The sequence below is a fragment of the Luteimonas sp. AC640a genome (assembly GCF_979256585.1).
Genome location: NZ_CEEDOV010000022.1, coordinates 1 through 25,369, shown reverse-complemented (window position 1 = coordinate 25,369; position 25,369 = coordinate 1). Strand labels below are relative to the sequence as shown.

Genomic DNA, 25,369 nt, shown 5'->3' with positions numbered 1-25,369 from the left:
CTGTCCACGTCCATGATCGCGCGCCGCCGCCCCTCCGCCCTGGTGCTGCGCTGGCTCGCGCTCGGGGCCGCCGGCGGCGCCGCTTTGACGATGGTGCTGGCCGCGCTCGCGGTGCCCGGCCCGTGGCAGGTTCTCGCGCTGGTGCTGGCCTTGATCGCGGTGGTCGCCTCGATCGGCGTCAGCGTGCACATGCACCAGAGCGTCCGCGAGCTCGAAGCAGCGGATGAGCGCCTGCGCCAGGACGAGCTGGCACTGGGCGAGCTTCAGCGTGAACTCGAAGAGCGCACCGAACTGGAGAAGGAACTCCGCCAGGCCAAGAATGAAGCCGAATCGGCGGTCATGGCCAAGGGCGAATTTCTCGCCACGATGAGCCACGAGATCCGCACGCCGCTCAACGGCATCACGCCGATGCTCGACCTGCTGATGCACGCAAAGCTCGCGCCCGATCATGCCGAACTTGTACGCACCGCGTTTCTGTCGTCGCAGCAGATGCAGCGCATCGTCGACGACATCCTCGATTACTCCAAACTCGAATCGAACAAGCTCGAGCTCGAAGTCACCGGCTTCAACCTGCGCGAACTGATGGACAGCGTGATCCAGGTGATGGAGCGCGCCGCGCAGACCAAGGGCCTGCGCCTGGGCCTGCAACTCGACCCATCGGTGCGACTGTCGGTGCGCGGGGATCCGGTCCGTCTACGTCAGGTGCTGGGCAATCTGATCAGCAACGCCGTGAAGTTCACCGAGCGTGGCAACGTGTCGGTGCAGGTGCGCCGTCTCGGCGAAACCGCCGCCCAGCATCAGCTGCGATTCGAGGTCCGCGACACCGGTATCGGCATCACCACCGAAGGCCGCTCGCGCTTGTTCCAGGCCTTCAGCCAGGCCGACGCATCGACGACGCGCCTGTACGGCGGCACCGGCCTGGGCCTGGCGATTTCGCGACGCATCGTCGAACTGATGGACGGACGCATCGGTGTGGACTCCGAGCCCGGCGCGGGCTCGACGTTCTGGTTCGAGGTTCCGCTGCGCAAGGCGCAGGGCGACATGCCGGTCGAGGACGCAAGCCCACGCGACGGCCGCGCTTTGCTGCTCAGCGCCGATCCGCGCCTGCGTCTGCGCCTGAGCATGCTCTTGCCCAACTGGGGCCTGCGCGTGAGCTCGGTGGAGACCACGCAGGAAGCACTCGACCGTCTGCGCACCGCCGCGAACCAGGGGCCGCCGTGGGCCTATTCGGTGGTCGTCGCGGATCTCGCCGGCATGCGCAACACCGCGGTCGCGCTGTATCGCAACGTGACCCGGCAAGCCGCCTATGGCGATCTGCGTCTGGTGTGCCTGTACGGCGATGAGTCGGTCTCCGAAGAACTGCGCCAGGGTGCGACGCTGCTGAGCCGGCAGTCGCCCGACGCCGATCTGCGCGAAGCCGTGCTCGGCACTGAAAGTGTGCCGCAAGCGAAAGTCGAATCGCCTGACGCGCCATCGCTCGACGGCTATACATCTGCGCCGGTCACGCCCGCCGCCCACGACGCTGGGCCAGAGCCGGTCTACGAAACGCCGTCACCGGCATTGGTGTCCGCGCCCGTGACATCCGCGCACAACGAGGCGTCCACCGATGAGGCGCGCAGCAGCGGGCCGCGCAAGCCGCGCGTGCTGCTGGTCGAGGACAACCCGGTCAACCTGATGGTCGGCCAGCGGCTGCTGTCGGTGCTGGGCATCAGCTGCGACACCGCCAGCAACGGAGAGGCCGCGCTGTTGCGGATCGCCGCCTCGCGCTACGACATCGTGCTGATGGACTGCCAGATGCCGGTCATGGACGGCTACACCGCGACGCGTCGCTGGCGCGAGCACGAAGCCGCCGAGCGCATCACGCGCCGCCTGCCGATCATCGCGATGACCGCCAATGCGATGGCCGGTGACCGCCAGAAATGCCTCGACGCGGGCATGGACGACTACCTCGCCAAGCCGGTCACGCGCAGCGAACTCGAGCGCTGCATCTATCGCTGGTGGGATCCTGACGCCGCGCCCGCAGTCGCTGAAGCCGCGGCGCCGGCGCACGCCCCGGTCAGCGAGCCGATGTCGACCGCGGAATGGATGGCGCCAACGCAGCAGCGTCCGCAGTCTCCGGACGAGGCCCAAGCAGAAGCCGAACAGATGGCCATCGCGATTCCGATGCCGTCACCGGTCGTGGACCGAGGCCCGCTGCCGCCGGTCATCGATCACGAGGTGCTCGACGATCTGCGCAGCGTGCTCGGCGACGAAGTCGACCGCTTGATTGACGTGTTCCTCGACGACACGCCGCGCCTGCTGTCGGCGCTGGAAAACGCGGTCGATGGTCCGGATTACGACGGCCTGCGCGATGCCGCGCATTCGCTGAAGTCGTCGAGTGCGAATCTCGGTGCGATGTCGTTGTCGGCAGCCGCGCGCCGGATCGAAGCCGGCGCCCGCGAGCGCAGTCTCGAACGCCCAGCCGTGGCCGTGGCGCTGGTGTCGAACGAATTCGCGCGTGCGCGTCGGATGCTGCGCGAAGGCCGGGTCACGGGGATCACCTGAGGTCGCCGCCCGCTGCATGCGGGCGTGCGAACCGGGCCAGGCTCAGTCTTCTTCGAGCTGGCTCTGCAGATAGTTCTCGACGCCAATGCGCGAGACCAGATCGAGCTGGGTCTCCAGCCAGTCGACGTGTTCCTCTTCCGATTCGAGGATATCGACCAGCAGCTTGCGGCTGACGAAATCGCCGGCGTTTTCGCAGTGGGCGATGCCCTCGCGCAACGTCGGCAGACCGTCCATCTCGAGTGCGAGATCGCATTCGAGCGTCTCGACCGGCGCCTCGCCGATGCGCAGCTTGCCCAGCGCCTGGAAGTTCGGCAGACCTTCGAGAAACAGGATCCGCTCCGACAGTTTGTCGGCATGCTTCATCTCGTCGATCGACGCCTTGTAGGCGCGCTTGCCGAGCTCGTTGAGGCCCCAGTTCTTCAGCATCTTGGCGTGCAGGAAGTACTGGTTGATCGCCGTCAGCTCGTTGTAGAGCGCCTGGTTGAGAAAGCGGATGACCTGCGCGTCGCCCTTCATCGAGGGATGCTCCTGATATCGCGGAATGCGCACACTCTAGCGATCCGTCGATGGCGATGACGGAACGCGAATCGTGATCATTAGTCGGCGCGCACCGGCGTCGTGCGGGTGCAGCCTCAGGCGGCCGAGGCGATCAGCGGGAGATCGATGACCGGCGCGCGACGCGCGGCGTGGAAGTCGTCGAGCAGGCCCGAGGCCATGTCCAGGCAGCTGCCGCAGGTCGCACCGCAGCCGGTGCGCATCGTCAGTTCACTGACTTCCCGGCAGCCATTGGCCGCGGCCTGACGGATCTGGGAGTCGGTGACGCCATTGCAGATGCACACGTACAAGGCTGTGGTCCTGGCGGAGGGCTGGAGTCGCCATTCCGCCATAAACGAGAATCAGTGTCAAATAAGAACTGTTCAGCCGGCGCCATCGTCACGGCCGCGCACCACGACGTCCGGCGCGCGACGCGCGCCACGGCGCTGCGGCCGACGGCTCCGCGGCCGGGTCTCGATCGCAGGCTGTGGAATCGCCTGCGCACCGGCGACCTGACGGGCGTACTTGGCCAGATGGCTCAGGGCGCTGGTGTAGACCCCGCGCTTGAACATCACCACGTGTTCGAGCGGATACCAGAAATCCACCCAGCGCCAGTGGTCGAACTCCGGCGTCTCGGTGAGATCGAGCTGCAGATGCGCTTCCTCGCCGACGAACTGCAGCAGGAACCACACCTGCTTCTGGCCCACGCAAACGATGCGGTCGTTGCGGCGGATCGCGCGTTGCGGCAGCCGGTAGCGCAGCCAGCCGGGCGTGGCGCCAAGCACGGCGACGTGTTCCGGCAGCAGCCCCGTTTCCTCGCGCAGCTCGCGATACATCGCTTCGAGCGGCGTCTCGTCGGTGTTCATCCCGCCCTGCGGGAACTGCCAGCCATCACGCCGGACCCGACGCGCCCAGAAGACACGACCATCCGGGTGCATCAACACGATGCCGACATTGGGCCTGAACCCGTCCGGATCGATCACGATGCGGACTCCTAATGCGATTGACTTGCGTCACTGGCATCGACTCTGCCACGCGCCGCCCCGGGGAACAAGCCGGAACTGAACGCCGATGCGCGGCCACAAAAAACCCGCCATCTGGCGGGTTTTCGGCAACGCTTTCGCGTTGGTGGCTATGGGTGGACTCGAACCACCGACCCCGTCATTATGAGTGACGTGCTCTAACCGGCTGAGCTACATAGCCATCGGTCGTGCGAGAAGTTCCCGCGACGAGCCGCGCATTCTGCCCAAGCCCCGGGCCTGCGTCAATCCGCGCGCATGGTTTACCGACGCCATCACCCGCCTCCTTGTGTCTGGAAGTCGGACACAACCCATTGCGGCAGCGCCCTGCCGTCGTCTGGTCCGTCGAGCCTCGTTCCTCGGTCGTGCAGCGGTTTCCGGCTCGCTGCCAAGAAGTCACCGACAGCACGTCCAATCACGCATTGCAGGCATTGCGGCCGGGACGATCTGCGGGCTTCGATCGCTGACGTAACGATCAGTCGGGCCACATGCGGTCTGGAGCTGGTGGTTGCCCAACGCAAAACGCCCGCATCTCTGCGGGCGTTCCGGCGCGACGCTGGGATCAGCGTGACGCTGCGTCGAGTCCTAGCTGGTCGAGCATGAAGGCGTACATCTCCGCCGACTCGCGGTAGCGACGGAAGCGGCCTGACTTGCCGCCGTGTCCGGCTTCCATGTTCGTGCGGAACACCACCGGATGCGTGCCGGTGTTGAGGTCGCGCAGCTTGGCCACGTATTTCGCCGGCTCCCAGTACTGGACCTGCGAATCCCACAGGCCGGTGCCGACGAACATCGCCGGATAGGGCTTGGCTTCAAGGTTGTCGTAGGGCGAGTAGCCGAGGATGTAGTCGTAGTAGCGCTTCTCTTCCGGGTTGCCCCACTCGTCGTACTCGTTGGTGGTCAGCGGAATGCTCGGATCGAGCATCGTCGTGACCACGTCGACGAACGGCACCTGCGACAGGATCGCGCGGTACTTCTCCGGTGCCATGTTCGAGATCGCACCCATCAGCAGTCCGCCGGCGCTGCCGCCGTAGGCCGCGACGCGATCGGGGGCGGCGTAGCCCTGCTTGACCAGATCGTCGGTGACGTCGATGAAGTCGGTGAAGGTGTTGATCTTGTTGAGCAGCTTGCCGTCGTCGTACCAGGCGCGGCCCATCTCTTCGCCGCCGCGGATGTGCGCGATGGCGTAGACCATGCCGCGGTCGAGCAGACTGACGTTGGTGACCGAGAAGCCCGGATCCATCGACGCGCCGTAGCTGCCATAGCCGTACTGCAGCAGCGCCGCGGTGCCGTTCTTCTCGAATCCCTTGCGGTAGACCAGCGACACCGGAATGCGCTTGCCGTCGCGCGCCGTCGTCCACACGCGCTCGGTGACGTAGTTCGACGGCTCGTAGCCGATCACCGCCTGCTGCTTGAGCTGGCGACGCTCGCCGGTCTGCGTGTTGACCTCGAAGGTGGTCGCCGGCGTGGTCAGCGAGGTGTAGCCGTAGCGCAGCCAGTCGGTGTCGGGCTCGGAATTCACGGCCAGGCCCATCGCGTAGGCCGGCTCGTCGGCCTGCACGAACTCGTCGCTGCCGTCGGTCTTCAGCACGCGCACGCGGGTCAGCGCCTCGGCGCGTTCCTCGATCGCGGTGAAACCGTCGAACAGTTCGTAGCCTTCGATGTATACATCGTCGCGATGCGGCACGAAGTCGGTCCACTGGCGGCGCGAGGTCGCATCACTGGGCGCAGTGACGAGCTTGAAGTTCGTCGCCTTGTCGGCGTTGGTGCGGATCACCCAGCGGCCGCCGTAATGGTCGGCGTCGTATTCGACATCGCGCGCGCGCGGCGCGAGCACGGCGAAGGTCTCGGGATTGTCGGCCGGCGCGTAGCGCGTTTCGCTCGACACGGTGCTGCCGACGCCGATGACGATGTACCTGTCGTCGCGCGTGCGGTCGATGCCCATGTAGAAGCTGTCGTCCTTTTCCTCATACACCAGCACGTCATCGGCGACCGGCGTGCCGAGCACGTGCTTCTTCACGCGCACGGTCAGCAGCGTTTCCGGATCGTTTTCGACGTAGAACAGCGTCCGGTTGTCGTCGGCCCACACGAGGTTGGCCGAAACGCCCGGGATCGACTCGGGATAGAGCTCGCCCGTTTCCAGATTCTTGAAACGGATCGTGTACTGGCGACGACCGTTGGTGTCGTCGGCGTAGGCGAGGATGCGGTTGTCGCGGGTCACGTCCCAGTCGCCGACCGCGTAGTAGTCCTTGCCATCAGCGAGCTGGTTGACGTCGAGCATGACCTGCTCGCCGCTGAAATCGGCCTTGGCGTTCGCGGCCTGGATCGACAGTGCATCGACACCGGCGCCATCGGCGCGGCGCGCGTGCACCGGGTAGTCCTTGCCGGTCTCATAGCGCGAGTAGTACCAGAAGCCGCGGTCGCGGTACGGCACCGAGCTGTCGTCCTGCTGGATGCGGCCGACGATCTCGTCGTACAGCGTGTTCTCGACCGGCTTCAGCGACGCGAGCATCGCGTCGGCATAGGCGTTCTCGGCATTGAGATAGGCCAGCATCGCCGGGTCTTCGCGCTTGTCGTCGCGCAGCCAGTAGTAGACGTCCTCGCGCGCCGCGCCATGCGGCGCCTTGATGGTGTGCGGGCGCTGTTCGGCGTCGGGCGGCGCCGGCGCGGCGGCGTGTGCAGCAGGAGAAACACTCATCAGGCTCAGGCTCGTCAGGATCGGCGCCGCCAGAAATAGGGCCGCGCGGGGGAAAGATGTCTTCATAGGTGGGTCCACTCGCTGCCGATGCAACGCCAGAAAGAACACCGGCCGCGAAAGCGGCCGGTGCAGGATCGAATCACTTGCCCAGTTGCTGCCACAGGAACGTCAGGTAGAGCGCGTCCATGTGCGCCTGCTGCCGGTTGTTCGCAGCGCCGCCGTGGCCACCCTCGATGTTCTCGTAATAACGCACGTCCTTACCGGCTTCGGACATCTTCGCCATCATCTTGCGGGCGTGGCCGGGGTGGACGCGGTCGTCTCGCGTCGAGGTCAGGATCAGCGTCGGCGGATAGTCCTTCGCGGCATCGAACAGATGATAGGGCGAGAAGGTGCGGATGAATTCCCACTCTTCCGGCTTGTCCGGATTGCCGTACTCGGCCATCCACGACGCACCCGCCAGCAACTGGTGATAGCGCTGCATGTCGAGCAGCGGCACCTGGATCACGACCGCGCCGAACAGCTCCGGATACTGCGTGAGCATGTTGCCGGTCAGCAGACCGCCGTTGCTGCCGCCGCGGATGCCCAGATGCGCCGGGGATGTGATCTTGCGCTGGATCATGTCCTGCGCGACCGCGGCGAAGTCCTCGTAGGCCTTGTGGCGGTTCTGCTTGAGCGCCGCTTGGTGCCAGCGCGGGCCGTATTCGCCACCGCCGCGGATGTTGGCGACCGCGTACACGCCGCCCTTCTCCAGCCAGCCTTTGCCGACGCCGCCAGAATAGCCGGGGGTCAGCGAGATCTCGAAGCCGCCGTAACCGTAGAGCAGCGTCGGATTGCTGCCGTCGAGCTGCATGTCCTTCGGACGCACGAGGAAGTACGGCACGCGCGTGCCGTCCTTGGAGGTGGCGAAATGCTGCTCGACTTCATGCGTGCTGGCGTCGAAGAACGCCGGCATGGTCTTCAGCGTTTCCGGCGCGGCGTTGCCGCCCACCTCGGCCAGCATCAGCGTGCTCGGCGTCAGGTAGTCGGTGACCGTCATCCACACCGCGTCGGACTCGTCACTGTCGACGGCGCTGACCGCGACCGTACCGAGTTCCGGCACGCCGGTCAGGGCACTGCGCACCCAACCATCGGCGCCCGGCGTCAGCACGGTGAGCTTGTTCTTGACGTCCTCGAGCACGTTGATGACGAGGTGGTTCTTGGTCCACGTCGCACCGGCAAGTGAGGTGGTCTCGCTCGGCTCGAACAGCACGTCGAATTCGCGCTTGCCACTCATAAAGGCGTCGAAGTTCGTCGCGAGCAGCGAGCCGGCCGGATACGTGCGGCCGCCCACTTCCCAGGCTTCGCGCAGTTCCAGCATCAGCCAGTCGTGGTGGACGGACTTGTTGGCCGAGTTCGGCGCGTCGACCTTGGTCAGCTGGCCATCGGCGCCGCGCAGGTAGAGCTCGTCGTTGTAGAAGGCCAGCGTGCGGCTGACGTAGTCACGCTCGAAGCCCGGCGTGTCGTCGTGCATCGCGGCGATGTACATGTCGTCCGGCTTGCCTTCGTAGACCAGCGTGGCCTGGTCCATGGACTGGCCGCGCGCGAGCTGCTTGACGATGCGCGGGTAGCCCGACGAGGTCAGCGAGCCGTCGCCGAAATCGGTGTAGACGTAGACGTTGTCCTGATCGATCCAGCCCAGCGCGCCCTTGGCTTCTTCGCGGAAGAAACCGCCGTCGACCCAGGACTTGGATGCCACGTCGAACTCGCGGGTGACGTCGGCATCGGCGCCGCCGCGCGACAGCGCGATCAGGCAGCGCGTGTAGGCCGGACGCAGACAGCTCGCGCCATGCCACACCCAATTCTCGCCTTCGGCGGTGTTGAGCGCGTCGAGGTCGAGCACGGTCTCCCACTGCGGCTGCGGCTTGCGGTATTCCTCGAGCGTGGTGCGGCGCCAGATGCCGCGCTCGTGGTTCCGGTCGCGCCAGAAGTTGTAGTACCACTCGCCCTGCTTGTAGACGGCGGGAATCTTGTCGTCGGAATCGTAGATGCCCAACAGATCGGATTCGAGCTGCTTGAATTCGGGCGTCGCGGCCAGTTCGGCTTCCGACTGGGCGTTCTGCGCGCGGACCCAGTCCAGCGCCTTTTCATCGGTGACGGCTTCGAGCCACTGGTGGGGATCGGACACGGCGGCCTCCTGGGCAGATGCGGCGCCCATCGACAGGCCGGCGGCGACGGCCGCGGCGAGGCAGAGCTTGGACAGTTGGGACATGGCGACTCCGGTGGCGCATGGACGGATAACCGCCAACGCTAGCACGCAGCATGGCCGCGGGCCGCATGACCAAAGTCACGATCCGGCGACGCCGCACGCCGCCGGTGTGGCTCAGCGCAGCAACGGCAGCAGCCCGGCCGCGACCAGGGCCGCGCGGACCGAAATCCGCCCGCGACGACGCGGCGTGGGCCGGCGCCGGGCCTGGGCAAGGCCTGGCCGACGCCGCCGCAAGACCGCTGACGAGGCCAGCTTGCGGCGGCGCGGCAGGCGACGCAGGAACAGGGTGAGCCAGGCGACCGCCGGCATGCCGATCAGCCACAGCGGCGGCCAGCCGACCGCGGTGACACCGGTCCGCAGATCGGGGAAGGACAGCAGCGCGACCGCGCCGAGGAACAACGCGCCGACCAGCAGCGTGCGCAGGGCGGCGTCGGCGGGGACATCGGCATCGGGTAAGACTTGGGCGATACGGGACATCTGCGCAGCTCCTGTGGACGCGGTGATCGATGGCCCGGCTGGGCATGGCCGCAGTCTGTGCGGCGCGCATCTCATGGGCTGCGACCCTTGGCGCTGTCCGAAGAAAAGATTCGCGCGGCGAGTTGGAGCCGGACCACTGAAACCCCTTGAAAGCCCGCCCTCACCCGACGCGCGATGCGCGTCGACGGCTCCCGGAGGGAGAGATGCTCACCGTTTACATGCGGCCGGCCAGCCGCTCAGTAGCCGGCTTCGTCCAGCGCGCGCGTCGCCTGGGCGCGACCGACGTCGATCAGCTCGGCGGCGCGCCAGAATTCGTAGAACTGGCAGACATCGCGCGGAATGCGGATCACCAGCTCCGGCGGATCGAGCGCCAGTTGCACGCGCGAGATCTGCGCCTGCATGGTGTCGAGCGAGCGCGACATGACTTCGATCAGGCCGCGCGGCGCGGCGTCCGTGTCGTCCTGCGCTTCGCCCTGCCGCGCCGGCGTGCCGGGCGGCTGTGTCGGCCAGCCGTGCATATCGACCGCGATCAGGCGCGTCGCGTCCGAGAGTCGCGTCGCGGCGATCGGCAACGGTGCCAGCAGGCCACCATCCACCAGCGGCCGTCCGTTGACGACATGCGGGGTGAATACGCCGGGGATCGCGAACGAGGCACGCAGCGCATCCCACAGCGGGCCGTCCTGGATCCAGACTTCGCGCTGGCGCTGCAGATCGACCGCGACCGCGGTGAACTCGATAGGCAATGTTTCGATCAGCGGATCGCCGACTACCTCACGCATCGTTTCGACCAGCCGCTTGCCGGCGAGCACGCCCGCGCGACGGAAGCCGGGATCGAGCAGGCGGATGAAATCCCGCCGCGACATCGCGCGGATGCGCGCATCGAACTCGCGCAGGCGCCCGGCCGCATAGACACCGCCGACCAGCGCGCCGCTGGACGCGCCCGAAATCGTGACGATCGGAAAGCCTCGCTCCTCCAGCACTTCGATGACGCCGATCTGCGCCAGACCGCGCGCACCACCGGCGCCCAGCGCCAGGGCGACAGGCTCACGTATTGTCATGCTGTGGCTCCAGAACCTGTTCAAGGTCCGTTGCGAGCGCCGCCAGGTGGCGTGTGGCGGAGCGCAGGAAGCGCAGCGTACGCGTGGTACGTGAGCATTCCGAGCACCGCACGCGCGCCAGCTGGCAAGCGCAGTCGGACATCGAGCAGGTGCTCAGCCTTCGTACTTCTGCAGGGCCATCATCAGCAGCGAACGCGCCTGTTCGCGCAGCGCGACCGGCTCGATCACTTCGGCATCGGCGCCGTAATGCAGCACGTCCATCAACAGTTCGCGCGCACCGCTGTAGGGCACTTTCAGCTCGAAGCGGCCATCGGGCAGGAACCGGCCCTGCTGCTGCGAATGCCAGTGTTCGTCGGCGACCCAGCGCGCGGCCTTGGCGCTGAAGAGGATCGTCGCGATGCCCTTCGGCGGGCCGGAAAAGATGCCGTAGCTGCCGGCCAGATGCGTGTCGAGTTCGGCGTCGTCGATGTCGCGCGCATCGGCGGCGAGCACGCGCGCGTTGGTGATGCGGTCGACGGAGAAGCTGCGCAACGCGTCGCGGTCCTGGTCCCAGGCATCGAGATACCAGTTGTCCCGGTAATGGGTGATGCGCTGCGGCGACACGGTGCGCTTGGTGCGTTCGTCGGTGGAGCGCGCGCGGTATTCGAACGACAGCTGCTTGCGCTGCAGCACCGCCGAACAGACGTTGCGGAATGCGTGCTCGTCCATGCGGCGGCCGCGATGTGGAATCACCCGCACGCGCTGCACCGGCCACTGCTTGCCGGCCGAATGCTCGTCGAGCAGCTTCTCGATACGCGACTGCAGCGGCGCCAGCGCGCTCGACAGCACGCCGCCGCTGCTGCGCGACATCAGCTGTTGCGCCGCGAGCAGGGCGTGCAGTTCCTCCGAGCTGAGCCACAGGCCCGGCAGTTCGAAGCGCCCGCCCTCGTCGTTGTCGTAGCGGAAGCCCGCGTCGCCGTCACCGATGATCGGTGCCATCAACGCGTCGCGCAGGAAGGCCAGATCGCGATAGACCGTCGCGCGCGAGCATTCCAGCTCGTCCTGCAACTTGGCCACCGTCACCGGGTAGCGCGAGGTCTTGAGGATGCGATGCAGCGAGAGAATGCGTTCGTATCGGTCCATGCGGCCGATTATGGCGCCAGTCGGCAGCGAAGGCGTGACCGTCGTGCGGATAACCGGTGGTTAACGCAGCGGGCCAGCGCGCGCCTCTAGACTCCGCCATCGGAGTTGGACCGGAACGACATGACGCAGGGAATGCGCGGCAAGACCTTCGGCATCGCGCTGGGGGCGACGGTGCTGGTGCATGTCGGCCTTGCCTGGTGGCTGATGGGCCTGCGGCAGACGGCACCCGATCGCGAGACGGACGCACTGACGGTGACCTGGATCGAGCGGTCGGCACCCGCGCTCCCGCCAGATCTGCTGCCTCCGGCACGCGCACCCACCACACCCGACACGACGCCACCTTCGCCACGCGGGCGCACGCCGCGCCGTGCGCTGCAGGCCGTGGACGTTGCGAGCCCCACAAGCAATGCGGATGCCCCATTGCCGAGCGCTGCGGCGTTGCTCGAACAGGCCGGAGACTGGGCGCGCCAGCAGGCGCCGACTGTCGACTTCGCGCATGACGCGCTACAGCGTCGACCGCCGCCGGCTGCGGACGGCCGCTTCGCGATGCGGGGACCGATCACACCCGAGGACATCGCCAAGGGCATCGGTCAGCTGTTCGGCGGTGCCGGCTATACGCAGGACCCCTGCCCGCAGATCAGGCGCAACATCGCCAAGCTCGGCACCGGCGGCGACACGGAACTGACCAGCGAAGAAATCCGGCGCCTGCAGCAGTACTGCCTGTAGCGCTCAGTCGCCGGCAAGCGCCTGCCGCACACCGGCCGCGACGTGCGCGGCCTGCCCGCGTAGCTCAGGCATGGCGATGGTTTCCCACAGATCGCCGATGCGGGTCGCGCCGAGTGTCCAGAGGCCCGGCACGACCTCACCGTTTGAATCGAGCACTTCGCCGTCGCCGCACGTCGCGAGCCCCAGATCGAGTGGCCCGGGCGCGACCAGACCGCGCGCGTACAAGGCAGGCAGCAGCCGACCCGGCGCGCGCGTCAGACGCTTCTCCATGCCGGTCGCGTTGACGACGACATCCACCATCGTCGACGTCGGCGTGCCACCGCGCGGTGTCCAGTCGATGCACACACGTCCGTCGCGCGCCTCGATGCGCGACAACCGCCCCGCCTGCAACGAGAACCGGCCCGACGTCTGCATGTCATCGACGATTGCCGCCACGCCGGGCGCGATGCGATGGCGATGGATGTCCCATTGCCGCACCGCGTGGCGCAGGAAACGGCGACGTTCGGCCTCGGGCCACGCCTGCCACAGCGCGCGCACGTGCGGCCGCAGGCGCTCGACCGCGTCCTGCCAGGGCCGGCCCTGCGCGACCGCCTCGTCCGCCCATTGCCGCAGCAGGCGCATGCGGGCGCGCACGCCGAGCGGCATCAGCGCATCCACACCGCCGGGCTGCGGCACGGTGCCCGGCGCATGTGCCAGCGGCATCAGTCCATTGCGCGAGATCGCGAGCACGCGTCCGCGATGGCCGTTCGCCTGCAAGGTCAACAGCACATCGACCATGCTCAGGCCCGCGCCGACGATGCCGATGTCGGCATCGGGCGCGATCGCCGCGACCGCGGCGTAATCCCAGGCGTCGACCGTGTCTCTGGCAGGCGCGCCGCCCGGCAACGCCGCAGGCAGGTTGCCGGTGGCGAGCACGACGGCGCCCGCGTGCAGGTGTGCGCCGGAGGCAAAGGTGGCGCTGAAACCCGCGCCGTCGCGCTCGAGATCCACGACTGCTTCGGCGTGCAGCGCCACCGACGCGCGCGCCGGATGTGCGTCGAGCCGGGTCTGCAGATACCGCCCATACGCGCGCCGCGGCGCGAACTGGACGGCCAGCGCCGCGTCATCGAGACCGTGCGACTCGGGCTGCGTGCGCAGCCAGGCGACGAAATCATCTGGTGCGCAATCGAAGGCGCTCATGCGCGCGGCATTGACGTTGAGCAGATGCTCGCCGCGCGGTGTCGAGTACGCCGCGCCGCGGGCAGGTGCGGCACGCGGTTCTGCCAGCGCGATTCGCAGGCCGTCCTGATCCATCAGGTGCAGGGCCACCAGCGCGCCGCACGCGCCGCCGCCGATCACGAGCACGTCGACGGATCCGGACGTATCGGGTCCGGGAGCGGCTGCAGTCATGGGTGGTCCTCACACATCGGGACGCGCAGTATCCCATCCGCTTTCGTACCATGACGCTTCGCGGCGACCACAAGGCGCCTCACCCGGCACCCGCAGCTGCGCAGGCAGACTTGCTCGCCTGCCCACCGTGCGGCAGTCGGGGAACGCAATGACAAAGGAGGCAGCGTGGATCTGTGGTTGACGCTGGCGGTGATGGCCGGCGCGGTGTTCCTGTTCGTGACCGAGAAACTGCGCGTGGACGTGGTCGCGCTGCTGGTCGCGGTGTCGTTGCTGGTACTGGGCGTGGTCACGCTGCCCGAAGCGCTGTCGGGTTTCAGCAACCAGGCGACGGTGATGGTCGCGGCGATGTTCGTGCTCAGCGGCGCCCTGCAGCGCAATGGCGCGCTGATCGCGGTGGGTGATCTGCTCGCGCGCATCCGCTGGAAATGGCTGTTCCTGCTGGTGATGATGACTCTGGTGGCGGGTGTGGCCGCGTTCGTCAACAACACCGCGACGGTGGCGGTGTTCCTGCCGCTGGTGCTGGCCGCGACGACGGCAAACCGCTGGGCGCCGTCGAAGTTCCTGATCCCGCTGTCCTACATCTCGCAGGCCGCCGGCGTGTGCACCTTGATCGGCACCTCGACCAATCTGCTGGTGGATTCCATGGCGCGCGAGGCGGCGGGTGTCGGCTTCACCCTGTTCGAGTTCGCACCACTGGGGCTGGTGTTCGTCGGCATCTGCATGGTCTACCTGATGACGGTCGGCCGCCTGCTGCTGCCCGATCGCGGTGTGCCCGGCAGCGACACTGCCGACCACATCGGCCGTTATGTCGCCGAGTTGCTGGTGACAGACGGCGCTGCGGTGATCGGACGTCGGCGCAGCGAGGTGCTGGCCGAGGGCAGCGCCGATGTAGCGGTGCTGGAAGTCCTGCGCAATGGTGCTGCCGCGCGCGGGCCAGACGTGCGGGTCGAGGCGGGTGACCGCCTGCTGCTGCGCGGCCTGTGGCAGGACATCGATGCCGCACGTAAAACCCTGAAGCTGAAGTTCGACCACGTGGCCCGTGATCTCGACGGTGACGTCAACGCCGAACGCCTGCATGTCGAGGCGATGGTGGCGCCAGGCTCGCATCTGATCGGCCACACCCTGTCGGGCATGCGCTTTGGCCACACCTATCGCGCCCGCGTGCATGGTCTGCACCGGCGTCAGCTCGGCATTCGCCAACCGCTGGATCATGTGCCGCTCAACGTCGGCGACGTGCTGTTGCTCGACGCGCCTGCGAAGGCGATCGACGACCTGCGTATCGACCGGGGCCTGATCGTGTTGGGCGCGCGCGCGCAACGCAAGGTGGATACGACGAAAGCCACGCTGTCGGCGATCGTCATGACGGCCGCCATCGCGGCCGCCGCGCTCGGCTGGATGTCGATCGTGGCCTCCGCGCTGCTGGGCTGCGTCGCCCTGGTGGTGCTGCGCCTGCTCGATCCCGACGAAGCCTACGAGGCGATCGACTGGCGCGTGATCCTGCTGCTGGCCGGCATCATCCCGCTCGGCATCGCGCTGCAGAAGACAGGCGGCGCGGCGCTGGCGGCCAACCAGTTGATCAATCTGGTCGGGCATTACGGCCCGACGGCCACGCTGGCGGCGGTGTACCTGATGACCTCGACGCTGACCGAGTTCATGAGCAACAACGCCTCGGCCGTGCTGGTGGTGCCGATCGCCATCGCCACCGCCGATTCGCTGGGCGTGGATCCCAAACCGTTCCTCATTGCGGTCGCCTTCGCCGCGTCGACCAGCTTCGCCACGCCGATCAGTTACCAGACCAACACGATGGTCTACACCGCCGGCAACTACCGCTTCAGCGACTTCGTGAAGATCGGCATGCCGCTCAACATCATTTTCCTGATCACCGCGACGCTGCTGATCCCGCGCTTCTTTCCGTTCTGACTGTGCAGCGCCCTGGCCACGTGGCACGCTGGCCGGCGACCACCCGACCGGACTGCAGGATGCGCCAGATGCTGAGGATCGCCGCGATGCCGCTGACGGGTGCCGGCCTGGGGTTGCTGATGTGGAGCGGCATGACCACCGCGCTGCTGCAACTGCGCCCCGAAGCTCCGTCGACCCTCCACCAGTTGCAGCTGCTGGGTCTGTTGTTGGGCATCATGCTGATCGTCGCGGGCGTGTGTGCGAGGCGCTTCGCGCGCCCCGCGACCCCAGCCGCGCCGCGCCGTGCACGGGTCTTGATCCTGATCACGCTGGCGATCGCCGTCCTGCTCCTGGTGCTGCTGGCCGCGGGCACATGGACGACGCGTGCAACGCTCCTGGCCGCGCTGGGCGTGCTGTTGCTGCTCGCCGCATTCGGCGCCGTGGCCGCGATCGCGAGTGGATTTGCCGCGCCGGCAGCGCCCGCGCCCTGGCAGCAACCGCTGGTGCTGCCGGTGCATCTGCTGCTCGCGATGAGCACCGGCCTGGCTCTGCTGTACGTGCTGATGGATCGCCTGTTCGTGTCCGGCAACGACGGTCGCACGATGTTGGCGACCCTCACCGGGCTCGGCGTCTGCATCGCCCTGTGCAAAGGACTGTACTGGCGCGCGGTGGACCGGATGCCGGCGTCCGGCATCGCCCCGCCGCCGTTCCGGGGGGCGCGTGTGACGGTGGTGGGACTCGCCGCCGGCATGCCCCTGCTGTGCTGGCTGCTGGCGATGACGGGAACGCTGCCGCCACTAGCCCCGTTGCTGTTGGCGGCGGCAGCGCTGCTGACCGCGGCCGCGCTGGAACACCGGCTGTTCCTCGACGAAGGTGCAGGCCTGGGACGCGATGCCGGTCACGATTCCTGAAGCCTGCCTCGACGGCGATCCGCTGGTGATGGCAACTGCCCTGCAGGCTTGGGCATAATCGAGCTGTAACCGCTTACATGAATGGCTGAAATGCTTGCTGGCTGGTGGCTGGCCATCGCGGGCCTGCCGATCTACACACAACCGCTCCCCGCCGCACCGGAGCTGCCTGCGATCGCCGCTGTCGCAACGCGGCAGGTGCCGCTGCGCCGTCCCTGCTACCGGCTTTCGTGCCGGGACGCGGAATGGACGGCCGGCGTCGCGCGTCAGCGCATCTGGTCGCCCAAAGCGCCTGGCGTGCGCCCACGGACCGTCGCCCATCCTCTGGTGAAGCTGCCCGACCGGCGCCTTGCACCGCTGCATTCGCCGTTCTCCAGCCGCGAATTCATCCGGTCCGGCGGCAACCACGTGAAGTGGGACACCCGCTACGGCCTCGAAGCGATCCGCAGCCCCGAGACCTTGCTGCGCATCGAGTTCGGCACCGGTGTCCGGATCGAGCCCTATACCGATTTCGGCACCGCGGCGATGGGCCCGATCGCGACCGGCCAGGTGCAGCTCTCGCAGGAACTCGGCAGCCGCGCGTCCTTCACCCAGGAAGTGCAGGTGGAGACCGGGCGCGAGAACACGTTCCTGCGGCAGAGGCTGGCGTTCGACTACGAACTGTTTCCGCAGTGGACGTTGCGCTCGGACTTCGAACTGCGCCACGACACGCTGGGCAACGGCGGCCGCGGCAGCACCGATACCGAAGGTTCGCTCAAGCTGCGCCGCACGTTCTGAGGGCGTTCGATCTCCTAGCCCGGCAGAAAGGCGCCCGCCCCGGCTTCCAGCAGCAGCGACGCGACCCGTGCCCCGAGCGCATCGCCCTCGGCATGCGACGACTCGCCGCCGGCGCGCACCGCCCTGCCGTCCTGCGCCGACCCGACCAGCCCTTCGAGCCGCAGCCGTTCGCCATCCAGCCAGGCGTACGCGGCGACCGGCACATGGCAGCTGCCATGCAGCGCCCGGTTCATTGCGCGCTCGGCTTCGACACAGCGACGCGTCGGCGCATCGTCGAGCGTGGCCAGCAGCGCGTGCAGACGTGGTGCGTCGTCGCGACACTCGATCGCGATCGCGCCCTGCGCCGGCGCCGGCAACCAGTCGGGCGCGTCGAGTCGCGCGCGGATACGCGCCTCCAGACCCAGCCGCTGCAGACCCGCACAGGCGAGCACGATGGCGTCGTAGTCGCCGGCGTCGAGCTTGGCCAGACGCGTGTTGACGTTGCCGCGCAAATCCACGAGTTGCAGATCAGGCCGCCGCGCGCGTAACTGCGCCTGACGGCGCAGCGAAGACGTCCCCACGCGTGCGCCGAGCGGCAGCGCGTCGATGCCGTCGAAATCATTGCTGACGAAGCCGTCCGCGTGGTCGGCGCGCGCGAGGATCGCCGGCAACACGAAACCGGGCTCGAGCGCCATCGGCACGTCTTTCAGCGAATGCACCGCGCAGTCGGCTTCGCCGGCCTGCATAGCGATTTCAAGCTCTTTGAGGAACAGGCCCTTGCCGCCGATCGCCGCCAACGAACGGTCCAGCACCTCGTCGCCGCGCGTGCTCAGCGGCACGAGTTCGACGTCCAGAGCAGGATGGCGCGCGCGCAAGGCGGCGGCCACGTGCTCGCTCTGCCAAAGGGCGAGCGGGCTCTTGCGGGTGGCGATACGCAGTCGATCCATCCGCGCATTATCGGCGATCGCCGCCGGGCCCGCTTGCCGCGTGATCAGAGCTGACGCACGGTGTCGCGCAACTGCGACACGCAGCGGCGGCTGACTTCCAGTGGTCGGTCGCCGTGACGCAGCACCGCGTGCACGTGACCGTCGAGATCGCGCCGCAGTTCGACCAGCTCATGCCGTGCGACAAGACAGTTGCGGTGGATGCGCACGAAGCGATCGCCGAACTCGTCCTCGAGTGACTTCAGCGACTCTTCGACCAGATCCTCGCCGCGCGCATGATGCACGACAACGTACTTCTCCTCGGCCTGCAGATAGCGGATGTCCTCGATCGGAATCAGCCGCAGGCTGCCGCGCAGGCGCGCACACAGATGCGTCCGTCGCTTGTCGCCGTGTCCGTCGGCGTCGCCGGCGACTTCACGCCCGGCAGTGAAGGTGCGCGCACGCTCGACCGCCGCCTGCAGCCGCTCGGGGCGCACCGGCTTGACCAGGTAGTCGACAGCCGCAGCCTCGAATGCCTTCAGCGCGTGCGCGTCGTAGGCGGTGCAGAACACGATCGCAGGGCGCGGTTCGAATGCACTGAGATGCCGCGCGACCTCGAGCCCGTCGATGCCCGGCATCGCGATATCCAGCAGCACCAGCGCCGGATCGTGCGCCGCGCAGGCTTCAAGCGCACTGCGACCATCGCCGACCTCGGCCACGATCTCGATGCCGGCGAGCTGCGCCAGCAGCACCCGCAAGCGCTCGCGTGCGAGCGGTTCGTCGTCGGCGATCACGACCTTCATGGCCTGCGTCCTCCCGGGACCGGCGCGGCACCGTCTGTCGGTACCGGCACCTGGATGGTGCACGCATAGCGCCCATCGTTCCACCCGTAGCGCATGCGTGCGCGTGGCCCGAATGCGAAACCCAGACGCTGGGCGATGCTGCGCTGGGCGTGACCGGCTCCCTGCGCGGGTGCGGTGTCGGGCGGCAACGACGGATTGGCGACCTCGATCTCGAGCACGCCCGCATCCACGCGCAGACGTACATCGATGGTGCCGCCCTCGGGCAATCGCGAGATGCCATGCAGCACCGCGTTTTCCAGCACCGGTTGCAGTACGAGACGCGGCATCGGCAAGGTCCATGGCAGGTCATCCTGCTTGTGCCAGTCCACGTGCAGACGATCACCGAGGCGCAACTGCTCGATCGAAAGGTAGCGCTCGGCCAGTGAGACTTCTTCCGACAGCGTCGACGTGCCTTCGCCTGCACCGAGCGCAGCACGGAACAGATCCGACAGATCGAGCACTGCGCGTTCGGCGACCACCGGATCGCGACGCAACAGCGTGGCGATCATGTTCATGCTGTTGAACAGGAAATGCGGACGAATGCGCGCCTGCAGCGCATCGGCCTCGGCGCGCGCGTGCGCGGCGACCTGGCCCTGCCAGCGATCGATCACGTAGAAATAGCGCAGCGCGATACCGGTGAGCAGCGCGACCACTGCGCCACTGCCGCCGACGAATCGACCGAAGCCCGGCAACGCCGAAGGGCCGCCGACGCTGGCGAACAGGCCGTGCACGATCGCCGAGGCGACCACCGCGACCGCCATCGCCAGAACAACCGCGATCAGCGCGCCCAGACGCACCGGAAACCGCGACAGCGGTCGTCGGCATGCGCACAGCAAGACCGAGACCGACAGCGCGAGCCACAACGCGTAACCGCTCGCGGAGACGAAGGCGGACAGATCCCAGGGCGCCGCGGGATTCGGCACGAGCAGCACCACGAGTACGGTGAGCTGGGCGAGGCCCAGCATCGTCAGCAAACGCGGCAGCCGGCACAGGTCCGGCAGCCAGAGGCCGTCGACTGCCGGCGCCGCCATCTCAGCCGACCGCGAACCGCGCGTCGAACCAGTCGCCGAGGGCGACGATCTCTTCAGCACAGACCGAATGTGGCATCGGATATTGCTGCCAGGCCACGTCGAAGCCGGCCTGACGCAACCAGGCAGCGCTCTGTTCGCCAGCGCCCAGCGGCACCACCGGGTCCTGCGTGCCGTGGGCCATGAAGACCGGCTGGCGTGCAGCACCGTCGACCAGTGCCGCGCCGGCATTGCGCGCCGCCGGCAGATACGTGGACAACGCGACGAGACCGGCCAGCGGCACGGTCCGACACAGCCCCGCCGCGAGCGTCACCGCGCCGCCCTGAGAGAAGCCCGCAAGAATCACGCGCGAAGCCGGAATGCCGCGCGTCGCTTCGCGATCGATCAGCGCATCGATCTGCGCGACGGACTCGAGCACTCCTGCTTCATCCGCGCGGTTGGCGAGATCGAAGTCGACGATGTCGTACCAGGCGCGCATGCGCACGCCGTTGTTGATCGTCACCGCACGCACCGGCGCATTGGGAAACACGAAGCGGATCGCCGGCCAATGCTTGCGCAGAAGCTCGGGCACCAGCGGGACGAAATCATTGGCGTCGGCGCCGAGGCCGTGCAGCCAGATCACGCTCCACGCCGGTGCGGAGCCGGTCTCGTGTTCGATGCAGTCGAGCAATGCGGGGGTCTGGGAGTCCATGCGCAATCGGGAAACGGTCGGAAGCGCCAGTGTAAGCGCTCCGTCGCGTGCGCCTAGCTGCGGGCCACCGGCGAGGTCGTCGCAACTTCCGGCGGATGTGCTTCGGCACGCAACGCTGCAGCGCGCACCAGTACGTCGGGCGGCGAATGCTCCTCTGGTGTCGAGAACAGGCCGGCACTGCGCAACGCCAGGCCGACGCGACGCGACGATGTGAGTCGCACGATAGGAATCGAGCCGACGAGCCCGACGATCATCGGCGACATCCACAAGGCGAGGCCCGGCGACATCATCCACGCACCCATGCCCATGACCACGCCGAGTAGCGTGGTGCCGCGATAATTGCGCCACAGGTCGCCCCAGGTCTGGCGGCCATCGTCGCGACGCTGTGCGTCCCAGCCCGAATCGCGACCCGCCAGCACCTCGGCCACGCCGCGCGACTGCACGTACATCGTGATCGGGGCCATCAACGCAGCCAGCACGTTCTCGATCAACAGGCTCACCAAGCCGCGCACCGCGCCGCCGGCGCCACGCCGCATGCGCGGATCGACCAGAGTCGCGATATAGCCCAGGATCTTCGGCGCGAACAGCATCACCATCGTCAGCACGAACACACCGAGAAAACGGCCGTCGTCGATCGCCATCCAGTATTCGGCCGGCGACATGCCCTCGCTGAAGGCGCCGTGTTGCAAGGGCACGGCCAGTCCAATCAGCACCAGCATCGCCCACAGCGGCGCGGTGAGGTAATGACCGATGCCGATCAGCAGATGCCAGCGGCTGACCCAGTGCAGGCCGCGCGCGGGCAGCACGCCGCCGTGCTGCAGATTGCCCTGGCACCAGCGGCGATCGCGCACCAGCATGTCGGTCAGCGTCGGCGGCCCTTCCTCGTAGCTGCCTTCGAGCGTCGGCACCATGTGCAGCGCCCAGCCGCCACGCCGGATCAGCGCGGCTTCGACAAAATCGTGACTCAGCACCGCGCCGCGGAACGGCGTGTGGCCCTGCAGTTCCGGCAGCCCACCGTGCGCGGCGAACGCCGCGGTGCGGATCAGCGCGTTGTGGCCCCAGTAATTGCTCTCCGCGCCGTGCCACCAGGCAACGCCGTGCGCGATCACCGGGCCGTACATACGCCCGGAGAATTCCTGCATCCGCGCGAACACCGTCGCGCCATTGACGATCACCGGCAGCGTCTGCACGAGTGCGACGTCGTCGTTGGCTTCCATCGCCGCCGCCAGGCGCACCAGCGTGTCACCGGTCATCAGGCTGTCGGCGTCGAGAATCAGGAACTGCGGATACGCACCGCCCCAGCGCCGCACCCAGTCGGCGATGTTGCCGGCCTTGCGCTCGTGGTTATCCTCGCGCAGACGGTAATAGAGCCGCGCCTGTGGCATTGCATTGCGCAACCGCTCGAAGGCGATCAGTTCGCGCCGCTGGATGTCCGCATCGCGCGTATCGCTGAGTACGAACAGATCGAAGTGGTCACCGCGACCCGTCGCCTGCAGCGATTCGATGATGGCCTGCAGTCCGGCGAGCAGACGCTCTGGATCTTCGTTGTAGGTCGGCATCAGCAACGCGGTGCGCACGGTGAGCGTGGGCAGCGGCGCCTTCGTATCGATGCCGAGGCGCGCCGGGCGTTTCATCAGGACGAGCACGAAGCCCGCGAGCGAACTCGCGAACGACTGCACGATCCACGCGAACAGCGGCACGAACACCAGCAGCAACAGGCCCTCGAGCAGATCGATCCCGCCGATGCGCAGCAACCACCAGATCTGATAGGTCGCGAAGATGGTCAACACCGCAGCGGTCGTCACGATGAACGCGCGCCGCCAAGCCATACCGGTCGGCGCACTGGGCAGTGGTCGCGTGGTCAGTTGCCCCTCGCGCAGCGACTGGATCGGCATCTGCACCGGTGATGTTTGCGGCATCGCCGGCAGGTCGACGACGCTCATGCGCTCCACCGGTAGACCCAAGTCTCGGATACGGCAGCACCGCCACGATGCAATCGCGCGCGCAGTTCGCTGCTCGTGCGTCCGTCCGGCGCAAATTCGAAGCCGACGCGCCAGCCGCCACCCGGCCTCGCATGCACGACCGGGTTGGCGACACCCCCAGTGCTCGCCGCGACTTCGATCTGCGGAACTTCGTTGCCGATGTCGCCACCTTCGAAGTCGATGACGACCAAGCGGATCGAACGGTCCTCGCCGGGACGCGCGCCGATCCGGGTCGCGGCGACATGCACGAGCGCCGGTTTCCATAGCTTGGTCGCAGTCCAGTGCAGTCGATAGCGCCACCGGCTTTCGCTGCCGGCTTTCAAGGATTCTGTCGGTCGCCAGAACGCGACGATGTTGTCCTGGTACTCATCGGCCGTGGGAATCTCCACCAGGTGCACTTCACCACTGCCCCAGTCGTCGAGCGGCTCGATCCAAGCGGAGGGTCGCCTTTCGTATCCAGCCTCGGCGTCCTCGAAGTCGTCGAATCCACGCTTGCGCTGCATCAGGCCGAAGCCGCGCGGCGTCTTGTCCTGAAAGCCGCTGTGCTGGATCGAAGACGGGTTGTGGAGTGGTCGCCAAACCTGCTCGTCCGTGCCGGTCAGCAGGCCAAGACCATCGGAGTCGTGCACGGAGGGACGGTAGTCGTCGATGCCGGTGCGATCGGCCGCATCGAACTGGTACATGCTGGTCAGCGGCGCGATACCGGCGTTGACCAGATCCACGCGCGGGAACAGACGCGCGTCGACCTCGAACACGGTGTCCTCGCCCGGCTGGATCCGGAAGCGGTAGGCGCCGGACACACTGGGGCCGTCCAGCAACGCGTCGATGGTGATCGTCGTGCTGCCGGGCCCAGGTCGGTGCAACCAGAACGCACGGAACACCGGAAATTCCTCCGGTCCGGTATCGCCACTGCCGAGCGCAAGCCCGCGCGCCGACAGGCCATACGCGAGCCCCTTGCCAACCGCACGGAAGTAGCTCGCGCCGAGGAATACGCATAGCTCGTCGAAATACGCGCGGCTGTTCAACGGTGCATGCAGACGGAAGCCGGCAAAACCTGTGGTCTCGTCGAGCGCAGGCGTCGGATTGGGGCTGTAATCGAACAGAGCGGTCGAGAATGGGAGCTCGCGCGACTCGTCCCCTTCGACCACATGGATCTCGATGCGCGGCTTGAACAGGAATCCACGATGGAAGAACTGGGCCTGGAAATCGACACCCGGCAGGTCACGCCAGAGCGCTTTGTCAGCGCGATAGCGGAAGTCGCGGTATTGGTCGTAATTCGCGCCGGCGAGCGCCGGCGGCAAGCTTGTGTCCGGTGGCGAATACGCACCCGCCGCAAGCCCACGGGCAAGCTGCACCACGGTGTCGGTATCGAACGACGTGGGCGTCACACCTTCGGCTGCTACAGCCAGCATCGGCCACCAACCGCCCATCAGGGGAGCAGCCAGTGCCGTCTTCAGAACATCGCGTCGTCGCACCGAAAGCCCACCGGATCGTATTCAGGTCCGACGCAATGTAGCCGTGCGGGTGTAAGGATGTTGCGAAACACACGAACCGTCTGCGTGGCATCAAGGGCGCACAGTCAGGATCTGGAGGCAGTGCGCCGGCGCGATTAGCCCCTTACGCCCGCTCCCAGCAAGGTCAAAAGCCTGCCGCGATCTGGAGTCCATGTGGGAATGCGAACGCGACCTTGCAATCGGACGTGTGTCCCCGCCAACGCCGGAAAATTCACGGCGTAGACAGCAGATGGTGGGCCCACCAGGACTCGAACCTGGAACCAAAGGATTATGAGTCCTCTGCTCTAACCATTGAGCTATAGGCCCGCGGCCGGCAATCGTATCAACTCGCCCAGCAGAAGCGGAACGCAACGGACAGGCGCATCTCTTGTAAATCCACTCAATTCAATCACTCAGAGGCGCCCGGTCAATGCGCCATCTTCGCAGCCTTATCGCGCAATCCATCAATTTGATGCGGCGGCGCCGAATTGACCTCGCTTGGCGAGGATCAGCCGCCGACTTATCGCCACATGCAGCTGCGCTGCGTTGAGACAATCGCCAACGATCTGACCCACATACGCGAACTTATCAAATAGTGCGTCGATTCCTCCGGTTTATGTGTGAGCGTGCCCGGTGCAAAAACCCGACTCAAGGCGCAGATATCCAGTATTTCGACATCCGCGCAGTGCAAAGCCCGCCAGTGCGAATCGTGAGATCCGCTTTCGTCAGACGAGTGGCGGCCCGATTGGCCCACGCATACTTCCACGTCTTTGCTCGCGATCTGCGATCCGGTCAGCACTTGCGGAAGGCCATTCCCTGCGCCTGCCCCGTATAAGAGCCTCGCGCGGCGGCTGCTAGAGGCACTGCACTCGGATCGAGATTATCTCCGCGTCCGCGCGGACTCAAGCGTCGCGCAAACGGACCTGCGGCCGAGTTAATCACGGTGCTTATGTCGTCCTTCCAAACAGCGCCCAAAGAAAAACCCCCGCCGGAATACCGGCGGGGGTTTTGGGTAAAAACCCTGGCGATGACCTACTC

At 67.1% G+C, this 25,369-nt stretch carries 20 protein-coding genes and 2 tRNA genes; 5 read left to right on the top strand and 17 right to left on the bottom strand.

The features are described from left to right. Positions 1 to 12 precede the first annotated feature (12 nt). On the top strand, positions 13 to 2,544 hold the full coding sequence (locus ACZ9YD_RS15995; RefSeq protein WP_465076269.1) for a hybrid sensor histidine kinase/response regulator: 2,532 nt from the start codon (positions 13 to 15) through the stop codon (positions 2,542 to 2,544). 42 nt (positions 2,545 to 2,586) lie between these two features. Here the strand turns inward: ACZ9YD_RS15995 and bfr are convergent, their stop codons facing one another. The 9 genes from bfr to ACZ9YD_RS15950 form a co-directional block, all read right to left on the bottom strand. After that, positions 2,587 to 3,060, bottom strand: coding sequence for a bacterioferritin (gene bfr / locus ACZ9YD_RS15990; RefSeq protein ID WP_465076268.1), 474 nt, complete (start codon positions 3,058 to 3,060; stop codon positions 2,587 to 2,589). A gap of 116 nt (positions 3,061 to 3,176) precedes the next feature. Further along, on the bottom strand, positions 3,177 to 3,389 hold the full coding sequence (locus tag ACZ9YD_RS15985; protein ID WP_232138046.1) for a (2Fe-2S)-binding protein: 213 nt from the start codon (positions 3,387 to 3,389) through the stop codon (positions 3,177 to 3,179). A gap of 72 nt (positions 3,390 to 3,461) precedes the next feature. Next, on the bottom strand, positions 3,462 to 4,061 hold the full coding sequence (locus ACZ9YD_RS15980) for an RNA pyrophosphohydrolase (protein ID WP_465076267.1): 600 nt from the start codon (positions 4,059 to 4,061) through the stop codon (positions 3,462 to 3,464). 143 nt (positions 4,062 to 4,204) lie between these two features. Beyond that, positions 4,205 to 4,281: transfer RNA gene (locus ACZ9YD_RS15975), tRNA-Met, on the bottom strand. Positions 4,282 to 4,659: 378 nt separating this feature from the next. After that, complete coding sequence (locus ACZ9YD_RS15970; protein WP_465076266.1) at positions 4,660 to 6,792, bottom strand: S9 family peptidase; 2,133 nt, start codon at positions 6,790 to 6,792, stop codon at positions 4,660 to 4,662. A gap of 139 nt (positions 6,793 to 6,931) precedes the next feature. After that, complete coding sequence (locus ACZ9YD_RS15965; protein WP_465076265.1) at positions 6,932 to 9,040, bottom strand: prolyl oligopeptidase family serine peptidase; 2,109 nt, start codon at positions 9,038 to 9,040, stop codon at positions 6,932 to 6,934. Between the two features lie 111 nt (positions 9,041 to 9,151). After that, positions 9,152 to 9,514: a hypothetical protein gene (locus ACZ9YD_RS15960; RefSeq protein ID WP_465076264.1), complete on the bottom strand. Its 363-nt coding sequence runs from the start codon at positions 9,512 to 9,514 to the stop codon at positions 9,152 to 9,154. A gap of 236 nt (positions 9,515 to 9,750) precedes the next feature. Continuing rightward, positions 9,751 to 10,572, bottom strand: coding sequence for a patatin-like phospholipase family protein (locus ACZ9YD_RS15955; RefSeq protein ID WP_465076263.1), 822 nt, complete (start codon positions 10,570 to 10,572; stop codon positions 9,751 to 9,753). Between the two features lie 153 nt (positions 10,573 to 10,725). Then, positions 10,726 to 11,694, bottom strand: a complete 969-nt coding sequence (locus ACZ9YD_RS15950) for a helix-turn-helix transcriptional regulator (RefSeq protein ID WP_232138052.1) — start codon at positions 11,692 to 11,694, stop codon at positions 10,726 to 10,728. 120 nt (positions 11,695 to 11,814) lie between these two features. Here ACZ9YD_RS15950 and ACZ9YD_RS15945 point away from each other — a divergent pair, with 120 nt between their 5' ends. Further along, complete coding sequence (locus tag ACZ9YD_RS15945) at positions 11,815 to 12,420, top strand: hypothetical protein (RefSeq protein ID WP_465076262.1); 606 nt, start codon at positions 11,815 to 11,817, stop codon at positions 12,418 to 12,420. Between the two features lie 3 nt (positions 12,421 to 12,423). On the opposite strand, the gene ACZ9YD_RS15940 is transcribed toward ACZ9YD_RS15945, so the two are convergent. Beyond that, positions 12,424 to 13,809 (bottom strand): FAD/NAD(P)-binding protein, encoded by a 1,386-nt coding sequence (locus tag ACZ9YD_RS15940; RefSeq protein WP_465076261.1) that lies wholly within the window; start codon positions 13,807 to 13,809, stop codon positions 12,424 to 12,426. 165 nt (positions 13,810 to 13,974) lie between these two features. On the opposite strand from ACZ9YD_RS15940, the gene ACZ9YD_RS15935 reads away from it, so the two are divergent. The 3 genes from ACZ9YD_RS15935 (at position 13,975) to ACZ9YD_RS15925 (ending at position 17,393) form a co-directional block, all read left to right on the top strand. Continuing rightward, on the top strand, positions 13,975 to 15,729 hold the full coding sequence (locus tag ACZ9YD_RS15935) for an SLC13 family permease (RefSeq protein WP_465076260.1): 1,755 nt from the start codon (positions 13,975 to 13,977) through the stop codon (positions 15,727 to 15,729). A 59-nt stretch (positions 15,730 to 15,788) separates the two neighbouring features. Further along, the gene (locus ACZ9YD_RS15930; RefSeq protein ID WP_465076258.1) at positions 15,789 to 16,619 is read left to right on the top strand and encodes a hypothetical protein; all 831 of its coding nucleotides are present in this window, start codon (positions 15,789 to 15,791) and stop codon (positions 16,617 to 16,619) included. A 90-nt stretch (positions 16,620 to 16,709) separates the two neighbouring features. After that, positions 16,710 to 17,393: a DUF481 domain-containing protein gene (locus ACZ9YD_RS15925; RefSeq protein ID WP_465076257.1), complete on the top strand. Its 684-nt coding sequence runs from the start codon at positions 16,710 to 16,712 to the stop codon at positions 17,391 to 17,393. Positions 17,394 to 17,407: 14 nt separating this feature from the next. Here ACZ9YD_RS15925 and hemC read toward each other — a convergent pair whose 3' ends face one another. From hemC to ACZ9YD_RS15890, 7 genes are all read right to left on the bottom strand, one after another. Further along, on the bottom strand, positions 17,408 to 18,319 hold the full coding sequence (gene hemC, locus ACZ9YD_RS15920) for a hydroxymethylbilane synthase (RefSeq protein ID WP_465076256.1): 912 nt from the start codon (positions 18,317 to 18,319) through the stop codon (positions 17,408 to 17,410). 44 nt (positions 18,320 to 18,363) lie between these two features. After that, complete coding sequence (locus ACZ9YD_RS15915) at positions 18,364 to 19,098, bottom strand: LytR/AlgR family response regulator transcription factor (protein WP_465076255.1); 735 nt, start codon at positions 19,096 to 19,098, stop codon at positions 18,364 to 18,366. Further along, a complete protein-coding gene (locus ACZ9YD_RS15910) occupies positions 19,095 to 20,168 on the bottom strand; it encodes a sensor histidine kinase (protein WP_465076254.1) in 1,074 nt (357 codons plus the stop codon). Before ACZ9YD_RS15910 ends, ACZ9YD_RS15915 begins: the two co-directional genes overlap by 4 nt. 1 nt (position 20,169) lies before the next feature. Then, complete coding sequence (locus ACZ9YD_RS15905; protein ID WP_465076253.1) at positions 20,170 to 20,856, bottom strand: alpha/beta hydrolase; 687 nt, start codon at positions 20,854 to 20,856, stop codon at positions 20,170 to 20,172. A 53-nt stretch (positions 20,857 to 20,909) separates the two neighbouring features. After that, positions 20,910 to 22,799: a glucans biosynthesis glucosyltransferase MdoH gene (gene mdoH / locus ACZ9YD_RS15900; protein WP_465076252.1), complete on the bottom strand. Its 1,890-nt coding sequence runs from the start codon at positions 22,797 to 22,799 to the stop codon at positions 20,910 to 20,912. Then, positions 22,796 to 24,250 carry an OpgD/OpgG family glucan biosynthesis protein gene (locus tag ACZ9YD_RS15895; protein ID WP_465076251.1) on the bottom strand — a complete coding sequence of 485 codons (1,455 nt, stop codon included), beginning with the start codon at positions 24,248 to 24,250 and terminating at the stop codon, positions 22,796 to 22,798. Before ACZ9YD_RS15895 ends, mdoH begins: the two co-directional genes overlap by 4 nt. A gap of 332 nt (positions 24,251 to 24,582) precedes the next feature. Beyond that, a tRNA-Ile gene (locus tag ACZ9YD_RS15890) sits at positions 24,583 to 24,658 on the bottom strand. Between the last annotated feature and the right edge of the window lie 711 nt (positions 24,659 to 25,369).